Raw genomic sequence first — 14,936 nt, 5'->3', positions numbered from 1 at the left:
CCTCGTCATATTCATGACCTATTTTTGGTGAATGCTTTACTTCTATCACTCATTAAATAAACACTAAGTTGATAAATTTTTTACTAATAATCTTTGATATGTCGATATTTTATTTATTGATGAGTCTAATTTAAAAATTACACTTTTGCTTAGGCTATTTTGGTATTCAAAATTTAATCCTAAGCATTTGAAGATTTTCTTAAATTAGAAACTATAGGTGAAAGCCACTACACCTAAATTTTTCTGATTTTCGTTATAGCGGTTCTTACCACCAAAAATATATTGTCCACTCAATCCGAGTTCTGGTGTCAAGGCATAATCTAGCCCGATAGATGAGAAGCGATAAGCAAATTCTCGTTTTGTATCACCGAGCTCTAGACCTTCATATTTCCCATTATCATTAAAATAGCTCGCTGCAGCACTTGCTGTAGCAGATAATTTATCATTGAGTTGATGGGTATATATTACGTTTAGATAAGTATCCCCTTGGTTTGCATACACGACATCATATGTATATGCAGATAAACTGGTTGATAAAGAGTTTTTATCATTGAATTGGTGTGTGGCAGTTACCCCCATTTCATTGGAAGTTGTATTTGACGTGTTCGGATAGAAATAAGTGGCATTCCAAATATTCCAATTTGTCCTACCAGTATCAAAACTATAGCCGACAATAAAGTCGTGCTCTAATTTATCAGTTTTACGGCGCTTATCACCTTGAAGTTCAGCATAAGAGTAGCCTAATGTAGACCCCCAATACCCGACATAGAAGTTGTTATAACTGAGGTTTAGACCTGTTTGAATTGCGAGGTCATCATTTTCTGGTGCATTTGTTAAACCACGTGAAATGTATTTGGAGGTTAATGTGACATATCCATCAAATTGAATTGGTGAATTTGTTTCTTGATTCGTAGAGTTTGCATAACTGGGTAAAATAATAAAGCTAGCAGTGCTCAACAGCACTGCTTGAGTCGTTTTAATCATCATAAAATTTATAATTACGAAAATAAGGGTGAAGTTTCTGCACGATAAAATGGTGCATCTGAAGGGGTTAAAGCAGGTCGATTACGAATGTGATCAGCAATCTTCTCGGCCATCATAATCGTCGTTGCATTGAGATTACCAGTAATAATCAGCGGCATGATAGAAGCATCGACCACTCGCAACCCATCTATTTCATGGACACGACCGTAACCATCTACAACAGCTAAATCATCTTCACCCATTTTACAGCTACACGAAGGATGATACGCTGTTTCTGCATGATTTTTTACAAATTCATCAATTTGCTGATCTGTTTTTAATGCTGAATCTGGACTAATTTCTCTACCTCGATACTGATCTAATGCAGGCTGATGCATAATTTCTCGTGTAATTCTCACTGCATCACGGAATTCGCGCCAATCTTGTTCAGTGCTCATGTAGTTAAATAAAATGCTCGGATGATCAAAAGGATTTTTCGAGGTTAAGCGAATTCTTCCTCTTGACGGCGATCGCATAGATCCAACATGTGCTTGAAAACCATGTTCATTGATTGCATTGGTACCATTGTAGTTAATTGCAATTGGTAAAAAGTGATACTGGAGATTCGGCCACTCAAACTCATCACTAGAGCGAATGAATCCACCTGCTTCAAACTGATTGCTTGCACCAATTCCTTTACCCAAAAACAGCCATTCAGCGCCAATTTTAGGTTGGTTATACCATTTTAATGCAGGGTAAAGACTGACGGGCTTCTTACATTGGTATTGAAGATACATTTCTAAATGATCTTGCAGATTTTCACCCACTCCCGGTAAATCTTGCACAACCTTTACATCCAGTGACTCTAATAATGACTTAGCTCCTACCCCAGAGCGCTGTAAAATTTGAGGCGATGCAATAGCACCTGCGCACAGCAATACTTCTCGCTCAGCATAGACCTTGTGTAAATTAGTTACATCTTGACCAAGAATGTATTCAACACCGATAGCTTGTTTTTTTTCAAATAAGATTCGATTGGTTGTGGCATGCGTAATAATCGTTAAATTCTGACGACCTTTAGCCATATCTAAATAGCCACGAGCGGTACTGGAACGTCTGCCTTGAGGTGTCACCGTACGATCCATTGGACCAAAGCCTTCTTGTTGGTATCCATTTAAATCATCCGTACGTGGATATCCAGCTTGCACACCCGCTTCAACCATTGCATGAAATAACTCATTATTGTCTGACTTTGGCGTAGCAACACTTACTGGGCCTTGATCACCGTGATATTCATTTGCACCAATATCTCTAGACTCTGCTTTTTTATAGTAAGGTAAACATTCAGCATAGCGCCAATGACTGAGTCCTTTCATTTGAGACCATTGCTCTAAATCCATGGCATTCCCACGGATATAACACATACCATTAATTAATGATGAACCACCTAAACCTTTACCACGTCCACATTCCATACGGCGGTTATTCATATGTGGTTCTGGATCGGTCAAATATGCCCAATTATAACGTCGACCTTGTAAAGGATAAGCCAAAGCAGCAGGCATTTGAGTTCTAAAATCTAAACGGTAGTCAGGGCCACCCGCTTCAAGGAGCAGAACTTTAATATCTGGATCTTCGGTGAGTCTCGCTGCAAGTACATTCCCAGCAGAACCTGCACCTATGATAATGTAATCATATGTCATAGTGTTCTCCTTAGGCTTTAAATACAGATTGAAATGGACTTAATTCCACTTGTACCGATTTGATTTGCGTGTAGTGTTGTAAAGTCGTTAAACCATTCTCTCTTCCTACACCAGAATGCTTATAGCCACCGACTGGCATTTCAGCTGGCGATTCACCCCACGTATTGATCCAACATATACCTGCTTCAATTTGGTGGATGATTCGATGTGCTTTGACAATATCAGGGGTAACCACGCCAGCAGCTAATCCATAAGAAGTATTATTAGCGCGACGAATCACTTCTTCTTCTGATGTATATGTCAAAATACTCATCACAGGACCGAAGATTTCCTCTTGAACAATGGTCATCTCATCTCGACAATCACTGAAGATTGTAGGCAGTACAAAAGCACCATTTTTTAAATGATCATCTGTTGCTCTAGAACCACCACACACTAAACGTGCTCCCTCCCTTTTAGCAGAATCAATGAATGCCAAAATTTTATTCATATGCGCAAAGCTAGATACTGGTCCAAAATTTGTTTCTGGATCAAGCGGATTACCTAAGCGGATATAAGGAATACGTTCTAATAGCTTTTCTTCAAATTTTGGCTGTAATGATTCTGGAATAAATACTCGTGTCCCATTCGTACAAACCTGTCCAGAACTATAGAAATTTGCCATCATTGCAATATCTGCAGCTAAGTCTAAATCAGCATCTTCACAAATAATTAATGGTGACTTCCCACCCAACTCCATCGTGACTTCTTTAAGACTGGATTCAGCAGCTTGAGCCATCACTTTTTTTCCAGTGCTCACACCACCAGTAAATGAAATTTTCGCAATATCTACATGCTGGCTTAAATAGGCACCAATATCACCGCCCCCTGTTACAACATTGAATACCCCATCTGGCACTCCAGCTTCGGTATAAATTTCTGCCAATTTAAAGGCTGTTAATGGGGTAATCTCGCTGGCTTTGAAAATCATTGCATTCCCCGCCGCCAAAGCAGGTGCTGACTTCCATAAGGCAATTTGAATTGGATAATTCCATGCTCCTATACCAGCTACAATTCCCAAAGGTTCACGGCGTGTATAGACAAATGAATCTGTTCTTAAAGGAATCTGTTGACCCTCGAGTACAGGTAAAATTCCAGCGTAGTATTCGAGTACATCAGCACCTGTCACAATATCTACAGTCGATGTTTCACTATAGGCTTTCCCACTATCTAAGGACTCAATGGTGGCAAGTTCATCATTTCTTTCACGTAAAATAGCTACAGCTTTATTTAAAATTCTTGAACGCTGCATAAAAGTCATTTCTGCCCAAATTTTCTGTCCTTGTTGGGCAGATAGAATGGCTTGATCCACATCCTGTTGAGAACATGCTTGAATGGTCGCAAGAACTTGACCCGTGGCTGGATTAATCGAATCAAAAGTTTGACCTGATTGAGCATCGACGAATTGTCCATGAATATAAGGACGTTGTAACGGGAATTTATTCATACGATTAGCCTCAGATATAGTAAATATTAAAAATTATTGTGTAAGTTGCTGCTGGATAAAGGCATGGCAAAGACGGATAGAAAGATCGGTATCAATCTCACTTCTTGTTAATGCGCCCCTTAACCAGAACCCATCAATTAATGCAGCCAACCCTTGGGCTGCTTGTTCAGCTTTTATGGGGCTTAAACGTTTTAAAAACTCATGTTTTAAATTTGAATGTAGCCGACAGTGATTCACTTGCTGTAATCGTTGTAGATCGGGTTGATGCAAACTAATAGCCCAAAACGCGAGCCATACTTTCATCGCGGCTTGATTGGTCTGAGGAGTTGCAAAATTCGCTTTAACAATCGCCATTAAACGATCTTCTGGAGAATGCCCAACCTCTGATTTTAGATCCCTTACACTTTCTCCAAGTTGCTGTAGTAAATAGCGCATGGTTGCCTCAATCAATCCATTCTTGCCACCAAAATAATGACTAATAATGCCCGTGGAGACACCTGCTCTTTGCGCGATCTGTTGAATGGATGCATCAGCAAAACCGAGCTCATTCACAGTGGAGAGAGTGGCATCAATCAATTGTTGACGACGAATGGGTTGCATACCAACTTTTGGCATAAGATGACCTAAACCTACAGGAGATTATAATCAGCGTTTATCAATAAGAACGCTGTAACATTAGTAAACGTTTTTTTAATTGAACGATCAATCAATAAAAATTATAGTGCTATTACTTCCATGATGTACAGCTCAGTTTGTTTTGTATTTGCAAAAGTTTGTAATTGTGGATCAAGCAAGCTTCTATCAGGATATAAATCGAACTGCGCTGTAGATCATTTCATTACTCATTGAATGGTCACTGATTTATGCATAACAAAAATGATCAAACGCAGGATAGTTTGAATAAGGTCGTGTTCTATGTATCAGCATCATTGATACTTTTGTTTTCGATCACCACAATTTTGTTTAATGAAGCTGCTAATAACGTCATTACACAAACCCTCAATTGGGTAAGCAGAACCTTTAGTTGGTATTACCTGTTGGCTGCGACACTCTATTTTGTCTTTATTGTATTTATCGCATGCTCTCGATATGGCGAAATTAAATTAGGACCTAAACACTCTAAGCCTGAATTTAGTTTACTAAGTTGGTCTGCAATGCTCTTTTCTGCGGGTATTGGTATTGATCTCATGTTCTTTTCCGTGGCTGAACCTTTATCGCATTACATGAACCCACCTGTGGGCGAAGGACAAACCTTTGAAGCAGCACGTCAGTCTATGGTATGGACCTTGTTTCATTATGGTTTAACTGGTTGGAGCATGTATGCATTGGTTGGTGTAGCCTTAGGTTACTTCAGTTATCGTTATAACCTTCCCCTTACGATCCGTTCAGCTCTCTACCCTATTTTTGGAAAAAAAATTAACGGCCCTATAGGTCACACTGTAGATACAGCAGCCGTCTTAGGTACAATTTTTGGTATCGCGACTACCTGTGGTATTGGTGTCGTACAACTCAATTATGGTCTTCATGTTCTCTTCAATCTACCTGAAAATTTGTGGATTCAAGCTGGTCTAATCGGGATCGCAGTGGTTATTACTGTCATCTCAGTAACGGCAGGTGTGAATAAAGGGATTCGCGTACTTTCTGAAATCAATATCTATGTCTCGATTGGGTTACTCCTCTTTATTCTTTTGATTGGTAATACAGAATTCTTACTCGCAGGCTTAATCCAAAATTTAGGTGATTACCTCAGTCAATTCCCGAAATTGAGTTTAATGAGTTTTCCATTCGAACAACCTAAAGAATGGATGAACAGTTGGACGCTTTTCTTTTGGGCTTGGTGGATTGCATGGTCGCCATTTGTCGGTCTGTTTTTAGCACGAATTTCTCGTGGTCGTACCATTCGTGAGTTTGTATTTGGTACGTTGATTATTCCTCTACTATTTACATTGACTTGGCTATCCATCTTTGGAAATAGTGCGCTCCACAATGTAATTTTTGATGGTAATGCACAACTTGCAACAACCGTTTTAGAAAATCCAGCGCATGGTTTCTATGACCTACTTGCACAATATCCTGGTTTTACCTTCTTAGCAGGTATAGCAACAATTACAGGATTATTATTTTACGTTACTTCTGCAGACTCAGGCGCTCTTGTTTTGGGTAATTTCACAACAAAATTCACCAATATCGAGCATGACTCTCCAAGATGGCTTAGCGTATTTTGGGCTATAGCCATTGGTTTATTAACCTTAGCGATGCTGATGGCAAATGGTATTACTGCATTACAGAACACAACCATCATCATGGGTCTGCCTTTTAGCTTTGTCATATTCTTTGTGATGGCGGGTTTGTACAAATCCTTGAGATTGGAAGATTTCAGACAAGCCAGTACTAGCTTAAATGCTGCGCCAGTCGTGGGCAATGTGGATATTCTCAATTGGAAAAAGCGACTCAGTCGCGTAATGCTGCACCCAAGCCATGAACAAACATTAAAAATGTTAGATGACGTGTGTAAACCTGCAATGGATGCCGTGGCACAGGAACTTTTATCCAAAGGTGTCAAAGTCGATGTGAATACCAAGCGTCTTGAAGATAATGCTGAACTTTATCATTTGGACCTCATTATTCACTTGAATGAAGAAGAAAATTTCGTATATGAGATTTGGCCCGTTCGTTATGACACCCCTAACTTTAGTACCCGTGCTAAACGAACAAAGCGTTATTACTATCGTTTAGAAAGTTACTTGTTTGAAGGTTCACAAGGTAATGATTTGGTCGGTTACAACAAAGAACAAGTGATTAACGACATTTTGGACAAATATGAACGTCATATGATGTACCTTCATATTAACCGCATCAGTCCAGGTAAACGTCCACAATTTCCTGATCGTGACATTTAGTTAGTAGTAGCTCATCTAAACAAGGAAAATGACCATGTCAGAAAGTCTAAACGCCTTTGCTCTATTTTTTTCGTTGCTTAATCCCTTTTTAATGAGCATTTATATGCTTGGGATTATTCGAAATTCAGATGCAAAAGTTTTTAATATGGCGCTGATCCAAGGTAGTTTGATTAGCTTTGTGGTTTTTGTCATTTTTGCTAAAACAGGTGAAGCCTTCTTTAATGATGTACTTCATGCACGATTTGAATCTTTCCAAATTTTTGGTGGAATCATTTTCTTGGTGATTGGATACCGTTATGTATTTGAAGGTGCTGATACGATTGGGGTCATGCGTGGAGCACCAAACCATTTGGCTGGTACGATCGCCATGCCTTTTATGATCGGTCCAGGAACAATCTCTGCATCTGTAATCACTGGCATTCAATTAAGTTTATGGCAGACGATCACAGTCATCTTTATGACCTTATTCTTAACCTGTAGTCTTTTGATATTAATGAAATATTTGCATGATAATTTACAGCATAAATATTCTAATTATATCGACTTATATGTAGATATCGTGGGTCGTGTTGCTGCATTGCTTATCGGTACGATTGCCATTGATATGATCGTGACTGGTGTTACTGGGATCATCAATGGCTAATTGAAGGTTGTTGTTGATATTTATAAAAAAGGAGTCTTATCATTGACTCCTTTTTTTTAAACCCTAATATTTAGAATCTATATCCGATATTTAAACTATACACCGTTGGATCTACGTCCACACTTCCTACCTTTTCTCCATTTACTTTTACATCAGTTTTGATATCCGCATATCGGATATCAGCACCAACACTCCATTGAGGGTTAAATTGGTAATCTACGCCTATTTGACCAGCCCAACCAAAAGAATCTGAGAGATCGAACTTATCACCACTATATAATCGGTCATTAAAAAAATAGGTGTAATTTAAGCCCAGACCCACATAAGGTTGTAACTTTTCATTGGGTAAGAAGTGATATTGCACACTGAAAATTGGAGGTAAATGTTTTGTTTTTGCGACTTCATTACCAGCAACATTAATTTTATGCTCTGGTGGCAAACCGACTAATACATCAAATGCAATATTTGGTGTATAAAAATAAGAGATCGTGCCAGTGACTCCCCAAGCATCATCTATTGTGACGGGTGCTGTTTGATTAAAAATACTACCTGGAGAAGATGTGGGATCAATATTGCTAATCGCACCTCTTAGCTTCCATTTATAATCTGCGCTGTGCGCATTAGAACTTAATGCCACGGTACTCAATAAAATCGCGAATAAACCAAAACTTAATTTATCATTCATATCATTACCCATTTTTTATAAATATCTGAAATTTTGAAGATTGTTAATCAATTAAATTGAATGCTTTAGATCATATCGATAATTCTTTTTGTTGGTTATTTTTTATTCTGATTTGTTTTGATGATTTTTTATTTAAGAAAATTTATTCAATTTAAATGGATTTTTGGAATATTGTTTTTAATTTAAGTGAGGAAAGAACATACGCCTAAATTGGATTCTAATCAGTAATGATGAAACAAGAAACAATCTTATTGACCTTACCACAATGGGAAGGTTTAGAATGATCATGACCTTATTTCAATCAGCATATGGAGTTAAGTATGTCATCTACTTCAACTAAATCTATTCAAATCAAAATTGAAGGAATGACCTGTGCTGCTTGTGTAAGCCGAGTTGAAAACTCATTAAAAAAAGTCGAAGGTATTCAAAATGCCAGTGTGAACCTCGCCACTGAAATAGTACAAATTGAGTTAACAACAGATGTACAAGATCAACAAATCATTCAAGCCGTAAATAAAACAGGTTTTAACACTAAAAAATGGGCAACAATAAAATTAAAAATTTTAGGCATGACTTGTGCTGCTTGTGTGAGCCGAGTTGAACGTTCTTTACTAAAAATACCCGGTGTATTAGCAGCACAAGTAAGTTTGGCGACTGAGACAGCAAGCATTGATCTACTTTATCAAGTTCCTGTTGATCAAGTTATTGAGCGTATTGTAAGATCAGGGTTTGAAGCTGTACTTGAACAGCAAGCGATCACAGCACTTCCAGATCGCGAACTTGAATCAAAAAAAATTCTCAAGCATTTTATTATCGCACTTGTACTCAGTTTACCTATATTTATCATTGAAATGGGCTCGCACCTCTTGCCTTCATTTCATCATCTTATAGGTACTTACATCAGTCAGAATCAGAGTTGGTTATTCCAATTTATTCTTGCGACTTTAGTTATTTTTATACCTGGACGGCATTTTTTCACACAAGGTATCAAGTCACTGATAAATTTACATCCTGACATGAATTCTTTAGTGAGTTTAGGATCAGGAGCTGCCTATTTATATTCTATTGTTGCTACGTTCTTTCCAAGTTTATTGCCACAACAGTCAGTACATGTCTATTACGAGCCTGCAACACTCATTATTACATTTATTTTGTTAGGCAAATATCTAGAAGCACGAGCTAAAGGTCGAACTTCTGCAGCGATTCAACATCTGATTGGCTTACAACCTAAAACAGCGCGAGTTAGAGTATCTGACCTCCAGACTAAAGATATACCGATTGATAAAATTACAATCGGTATGCAGGTTGAAGTTCGGCCTGGTGAAAAAATTCCTGTAGATGGCGTGGTTATTTCAGGTGAAGGCTTTGTAGATGAGTCAATGATCAGTGGAGAATCTTTTCCAATCCACAAATTGATGGGTTCAGAAGTTGTTGGGGGAACCCTCAATCAAAATGGATTTCTTGTCATTGAAACCAAGCATACTGCTGAAAGTAGTATTTTATCTTCAATTATTCAGTTGGTTGAAAATGCTCAGACACAAAAGCTCCCCATACAATCTTTAGTCGATAAAATCACCTTATGGTTTGTTCCAGTTATCCTCTTGATTTCGATGATTACTTTCATCGCTTGGTTTGTGCTTGGACCTGAACCTAATCTCAGCTATGCTTTGATTAACGCCGTTTCTGTTTTGATTATTGCATGCCCTTGTGCGATGGGACTTGCAACCCCGATGTCGATAATGGTTGCGACGGGACGTGCTGCTGAACACGGAATTTTATTTAAAAATGCGACTTCACTTCAAAAACTTCGAGAAATTTCAACATTTGCATTTGATAAAACTGGAACATTAACAATAGGGCAACCTGCGATTAGTCATATCGAGATTTTCGCACCATTTACACATCAACAGGTTCTACAAACTGTTGCATCCGTTGAATATCATTCCGAGCACCCAATTGCTAAAGCGATTGTTCAATATGCATCCGATCATCATATAAAGATGATCGAAATTTCTGAGTTTAAGAGTATTTCAGGATTGGGCATTCAAGCACAATTGAATGGTCAGGATATTAAAATTGGATCTGTAGAATTTATTACTCGAGAAAATGCAAAGCTTTCTCATGCACTCTCTCACCATCAAAGATTACTAGATGAAGCTCAAACACCCATCGCGGTCTCCATCGATGGTGAGCTTGCATCAATTATTTTAATCACGGATCAATTAAGACCTGAAACCTACGAGGTAATGACTCAACTTAAAAAGAACGACAAGCACATTGCTTTGATTACTGGCGATCATCAAAATGCAGCGCAATATGTGGCGAATCAACTTAATATCAATGCAGTTTATGCACAGGTCAAACCACATGAAAAGTTAAACATCGTTGAGACCCTTCAAACGCGATATGGAAATGTTGCTTTTGTTGGTGATGGGATTAATGATGCTCCAGCACTTGCTCAAGCTCAAGTCGGTATTGCGATAGGTTCAGGTACAGATGTCGCCATTGAAACGGCTGACCTTATTTTAATGTCATCAAATTTAAATAACTTATCTAAAGCCATCAAATTAAGCGAAATGACCATTAGAAATATTCATCAAAATCTGTTCTGGGCTTTTCTATACAATATTTGTTTGATTCCGATTGCTGCAGGTATCCTTTATCCATTGACTGGTATCCTGCTCTCACCTGTTTTAGCTGCGATCGGAATGGCACTTTCTTCGATATTTGTATTAGCGAATGCTTTAAGACTCAAAACTTTGAAACTAAATTAGACGCTTAAACAAAGGAAAGATCATGAATATTGGCAAATTAGCACGACGTTCAGGCTTAACTGCTAAAATGATTCGATATTACGAAAAAATCGATCTCATTTCTGTTCCGATCAGAAGCGCTAGCGGTTATCGTGTTTACACAGAGCAAGACCTTTCGACTTTAAGTTTTATTAAACATGCTAAAGATCTTGGTTTTTCGATCGATCAAATCAAAAGTTTAGTTGAGCTTTGGAAAAATCCTGACAGAAAAAGTGCTGATGTGAAAAAAATTACAGATCAACATATCCACTTTTTGACAGAACAAATTCATTCGATGCAATCAATGATTTTAAAATTAAAGGCTGCGAGTCAGATGTGCTCTAATGATTCGACTTCAAACTGCAGTATTCTGAATAAAATTGAACATATTCAATCGTGACAGTGATAGATGTTAACTAACGCAAGAGGTTATTATGAAATTATTTATTGAAAATATTAGTTGTTCGGGTTGTGCTAAAGGTGTCACTGCATCTGTATTGTCACTTGATCCTAATGCAAGCGTCAATGTAGATGTTGCCAACAAAATTGCAGATATTCGTACAACATATAGCTTTGAAAAAATCGCTGAAGTTTTGACTGAAGATGGTTTCCCTCCTGAATTAAAAGATTAAATTGACATAAAAAAGGCGAAACATTGTTTCGCCTTTTTTGATAAAACGCATACCGTAGTATGCGTATTTTTAAAGAATTAATAAATGATTTGACCGTTTTGAAGTAACTGCTCCAACGTCAGATCTGCATTTTGAGGACCAATATTCAACAATTGAGTAGGTTCAAATTGTGTACCTTCACCATCGCGATCGATTGAAATTACAGAATCTTTAACAGTGATATATTTACTTAAGATATCCGCAACTTGATCAGTCGAATCTGTTGAGAATGTAGTTGAAGTATTAGCATCAACAAATAGTTGAGATACATCAATTACATCGACACCTGCTTCGAAATCTGACCACGTATCAAAACCATTTCCACCCGTTGCATCGGCTTCATCAAGTAAGTTGAAGATTAATTTATCCGCGATATCACTTCCAGTGAATGCGTCATTAAATTTCGAACTTGTAAATGATTTGTTTACATCAAAGCTTAAAGTAGCTGTTGAAGTCGTTCCACCAACTGTCGAAACAGTATAGCTAAATTCTTCTTTACCAAATCCTTTTCCTGATGGTGTATACGTATAGCTACCATCATTATTGAAAACAAGAGTACCAAATTTACCTTCGACAGTTACACTAGGATTACCACTATAAGTCGACGTCGTTAATCCATTAATAGTATAAGAACTAATAGAATTTAAACCTTCATCATTATTGGAAACGTTTCCAATAACTGGATCTAAAGCAACTGGAGTAAATTCATTCAAGTAAGTTGTATTAAACGTGATTGTAGAGTCCTCGAAATAAGCAAGGCCAGGATTAACAAGATTAGCTTGTACAGTATATACACCAGCGGGAAGATCATTTAACTGTAATACTTTTCCAGTAACAGCATTTAACTCACCAGTCTTAACTACTGTGCCATCTGCATTTTTCACTGTGTAACTAATACTTCGTGATGAAGTTAGAGATAGAGTACTTTCAAAAGAAATTGCAACTGTACTGACTGAGTTTTCAGCTATTGCAAATTTAGCATCGATAGTGCGTTGAGCCAGACCAATATCTAAAATTGTATCATTCACAATAGTTTCTGATTTATTTTGCATTACAATTTCAGATTCTTCAAAATCATCTTGCGCAACAGCTAAATCAATTTTAATCGTTAACGTTTCTAGTGAACTATTTCCATTCTGATCTTTAATGACATAAGTAAATGTCTCGATTTCACCATATGGTAAGCTTGTGCCTTCACTAGGTTTATTTACGAAGTATTGGTAAGTTCCATCCTTATTGAGAATTAATTTACCATAGACACCTTGAAGTTCTGATTCTTCAACAAGTTGAGTATTACCAGCAATAATGATTTCTGAACCATTAGATAATTCAATCTGACCTGAGGTTTGACCGACAAAATCATTGTCTGTTTTAACAGTCGAATAATCATAAAGTGTGTCTTTATTTACATATAGACCAGATCCACCAAGCACATTAAGTCCTGTTGGAACAGTCACTGCATAATAGTCACCCTCTGTAAATTTAAGTGTAACTTCATCAGATTTACCACCTAAAATTACTGTGTACCAGTTATTTATGCTGTGAACTTGGACATATTCATTGGTATCAGCGTTGAATTTATAAATAAATAACGAGTATGAAGTTAAACTTACACCGCCGCCATCGCCTTGGAAAGTCATTTCACGAACATTATTTTCATTCACTGTGAAATTCATGAACGAAGATAAATCAACTGCACCAGCTTTAATAACTGGATCTAACAAACTTACATCTAGAACTTTGACATTTGTTAATTTAGGCACTTCACCAGTGATATCTTTAATCTCAGGAAGTGGATTGATGATAACAGTGTCGTTGATTTCTGATTGTTTTACCTCAACAACTTTATTATCAATCGATATATTAAGCTTCGCAGAAGCTGTATTACCTAGTTCTGTTTTAACGTAATAGGTAAACTCATCTACTTGCCCGAATGGGCCTTTAAAGTCTTCATTAATCTCGTAACGATAGCTTCCGTCTTGATTAATAAATAACGTACCAAATTTACCTTCGATCGCGGTTTCAGAATTACTATTCAACGTAATTGCTGCATTAGAACCAGCCATAACTGACTCTACAATCGTACCAGTTGGCAGTACATCCTGACCATCAACAGCATCTGCATCTGTGATTACATTACCAGTTGCTTCGCCATCGACTGACACAACTTCATTATAATCCAGAATAATGTCATTCAATACCTTCAATGTATAACCACTTAATACTGTTACCCCAACAGAAGGTGTTAAGAATACAATATATTTACCTTCAGGAAGGCTCACGTTCAATTCTTCAGAAACACCAGCCAGTAAATAAGCTTTCAACCATTGTTTCTCAGTCATGTACTCTTTGTATTGACCAGTTTCTTCATCAAATTGATAAATTTTAAGATCGTACATCGAGACGATCGAAACACCACCTGATTGTGATTTCAATGTTAAGTTGCGAACTGTCCCATCAGCAACATCTACTGTTAATGAATTTTGAAGAACTTCTGTTAAAACATTAGCTTCGAGCACTGCACCCAAGCCAACACTTGCTACAGCAAATGCAGTTTTATCTTCAAGTTGTTGTTCTGCTGAAGGTAATTTAGTAGTCGGGTTAATCACTTCAGGAATGAAATTAACTGAGTTATCCGCTGGAAGTACTATTTCTTGAAGATCATCGACAATACCATTGTTATCTAAATCGTTCACTGCCGGTACTGCTGTATCCAGAGCATCTAAACGAGCATCTAGATCATCTTTAGCTGCTGATGCAGGTAATGCATCAACCAAGCCTTGTGCTGTACCTTTCAACGCATCCAATTGATCTTTGATCGCTTGTAATTCAGCTTGCGTTGCTGGACTGATTACACCATTTTTAGCAGCAATTGCCTCTACCAATTCATCATGCTTAGCTTCTGCAGTTTGAACCGCTTGTGTTGCTGCTGCAATCGCAGCATCAACATCATCAGCAATACCATTGCTATCTGTATCGTTCACTGCTGGTACAACTGTATCTAGAGCATCTAAACGAGCATCTAGATCATCTTTAGCTGCTGATGCAGGTAATGCATCAACCAAGCCTTGTGCTGTACCTTTCAATGCATCT

Annotated in this window: 11 protein-coding genes; 5 read left to right on the top strand and 6 right to left on the bottom strand. The window is 37.6% G+C overall.

Features of this window, described 5'->3' with window-relative positions:
- Positions 1 to 204: 204 nt before the first annotated feature.
- The 4 genes from AC1M9N_RS00055 to betI are packed head-to-tail and all read right to left on the bottom strand — an operon-like array spanning position 205 to position 4,767.
- Entirely contained in the window at positions 205 to 984 is a 780-nt protein-coding gene (locus AC1M9N_RS00055; protein ID WP_481953997.1) for a TorF family putative porin, read from the bottom strand.
- A gap of 14 nt (positions 985 to 998) precedes the next feature.
- Positions 999 to 2,666, bottom strand: coding sequence for a choline dehydrogenase (betA, locus tag AC1M9N_RS00050; protein WP_481953996.1), 1,668 nt, complete (start codon positions 2,664 to 2,666; stop codon positions 999 to 1,001).
- A gap of 10 nt (positions 2,667 to 2,676) precedes the next feature.
- A complete protein-coding gene (betB, locus tag AC1M9N_RS00045) occupies positions 2,677 to 4,152 on the bottom strand; it encodes a betaine-aldehyde dehydrogenase (RefSeq protein ID WP_481953995.1) in 1,476 nt (491 codons plus the stop codon).
- Positions 4,153 to 4,185: 33 nt separating this feature from the next.
- Complete coding sequence (gene betI / locus AC1M9N_RS00040) at positions 4,186 to 4,767, bottom strand: transcriptional regulator BetI (protein WP_481609663.1); 582 nt, start codon at positions 4,765 to 4,767, stop codon at positions 4,186 to 4,188.
- A gap of 248 nt (positions 4,768 to 5,015) precedes the next feature.
- On the opposite strand from betI, the gene AC1M9N_RS00035 reads away from it, so the two are divergent.
- Positions 5,016 to 7,052, top strand: coding sequence for a choline transporter (locus AC1M9N_RS00035; protein WP_481953994.1), 2,037 nt, complete (start codon positions 5,016 to 5,018; stop codon positions 7,050 to 7,052).
- A 34-nt stretch (positions 7,053 to 7,086) separates the two neighbouring features.
- Entirely contained in the window at positions 7,087 to 7,695 is a 609-nt protein-coding gene (locus AC1M9N_RS00030) for a MarC family protein (RefSeq protein ID WP_035268656.1), read from the top strand.
- Positions 7,696 to 7,765: 70 nt separating this feature from the next.
- Here the strand turns inward: AC1M9N_RS00030 and AC1M9N_RS00025 are convergent, their stop codons facing one another.
- A complete protein-coding gene (locus AC1M9N_RS00025) occupies positions 7,766 to 8,380 on the bottom strand; it encodes an OmpW/AlkL family protein (RefSeq protein ID WP_481953993.1) in 615 nt (204 codons plus the stop codon).
- A gap of 308 nt (positions 8,381 to 8,688) precedes the next feature.
- Between AC1M9N_RS00025 and AC1M9N_RS00020 the strand changes: the two genes are divergently transcribed.
- From AC1M9N_RS00020 to AC1M9N_RS00010, 3 genes are read left to right on the top strand one after another with little or no spacing between them, the layout of a single operon-like run.
- On the top strand, positions 8,689 to 11,154 hold the full coding sequence (locus tag AC1M9N_RS00020; protein WP_481953992.1) for a heavy metal translocating P-type ATPase: 2,466 nt from the start codon (positions 8,689 to 8,691) through the stop codon (positions 11,152 to 11,154).
- Between the two features lie 22 nt (positions 11,155 to 11,176).
- On the top strand, positions 11,177 to 11,572 hold the full coding sequence (gene cueR, locus AC1M9N_RS00015; RefSeq protein ID WP_481953991.1) for a Cu(I)-responsive transcriptional regulator: 396 nt from the start codon (positions 11,177 to 11,179) through the stop codon (positions 11,570 to 11,572).
- A 34-nt stretch (positions 11,573 to 11,606) separates the two neighbouring features.
- Complete coding sequence (locus AC1M9N_RS00010; RefSeq protein WP_035268662.1) at positions 11,607 to 11,804, top strand: heavy-metal-associated domain-containing protein; 198 nt, start codon at positions 11,607 to 11,609, stop codon at positions 11,802 to 11,804.
- 77 nt (positions 11,805 to 11,881) lie between these two features.
- Here AC1M9N_RS00010 and AC1M9N_RS00005 read toward each other — a convergent pair.
- A partial coding sequence (locus AC1M9N_RS00005) for a BapA/Bap/LapF family large adhesin (protein WP_481953990.1) occupies positions 11,882 to 14,936 on the bottom strand: 3,055 nt, incomplete at its 5' end.

The sequence above is a fragment of the Acinetobacter sp. ANC_7655 genome (assembly GCF_056784015.1).
The sequence above is the reverse complement of the archived record's forward strand: the minus strand, read 5'-3'. Positions and strand labels throughout refer to the sequence as shown.

Coding starts and splice junctions, on each gene's coding strand:
- AC1M9N_RS00055 (WP_481953997.1), bottom strand. CDS start 984: ATGATTAAAACGACTCAAGCAGTGCTGTTGAGCACTGCTAGCTTTATT.
- betA (WP_481953996.1), bottom strand. CDS start 2,666: ATGACATATGATTACATTATCATAGGTGCAGGTTCTGCTGGGAATGTA.
- betB (WP_481953995.1), bottom strand. CDS start 4,152: ATGAATAAATTCCCGTTACAACGTCCTTATATTCATGGACAATTCGTC.
- betI (WP_481609663.1), bottom strand. CDS start 4,767: ATGCCAAAAGTTGGTATGCAACCCATTCGTCGTCAACAATTGATTGAT.
- AC1M9N_RS00035 (WP_481953994.1), top strand. CDS start 5,016: ATGCATAACAAAAATGATCAAACGCAGGATAGTTTGAATAAGGTCGTG.
- AC1M9N_RS00030 (WP_035268656.1), top strand. CDS start 7,087: ATGTCAGAAAGTCTAAACGCCTTTGCTCTATTTTTTTCGTTGCTTAAT.
- AC1M9N_RS00025 (WP_481953993.1), bottom strand. CDS start 8,380: ATGAATGATAAATTAAGTTTTGGTTTATTCGCGATTTTATTGAGTACC.
- AC1M9N_RS00020 (WP_481953992.1), top strand. CDS start 8,689: ATGGAGTTAAGTATGTCATCTACTTCAACTAAATCTATTCAAATCAAA.
- cueR (WP_481953991.1), top strand. CDS start 11,177: ATGAATATTGGCAAATTAGCACGACGTTCAGGCTTAACTGCTAAAATG.
- AC1M9N_RS00010 (WP_035268662.1), top strand. CDS start 11,607: ATGAAATTATTTATTGAAAATATTAGTTGTTCGGGTTGTGCTAAAGGT.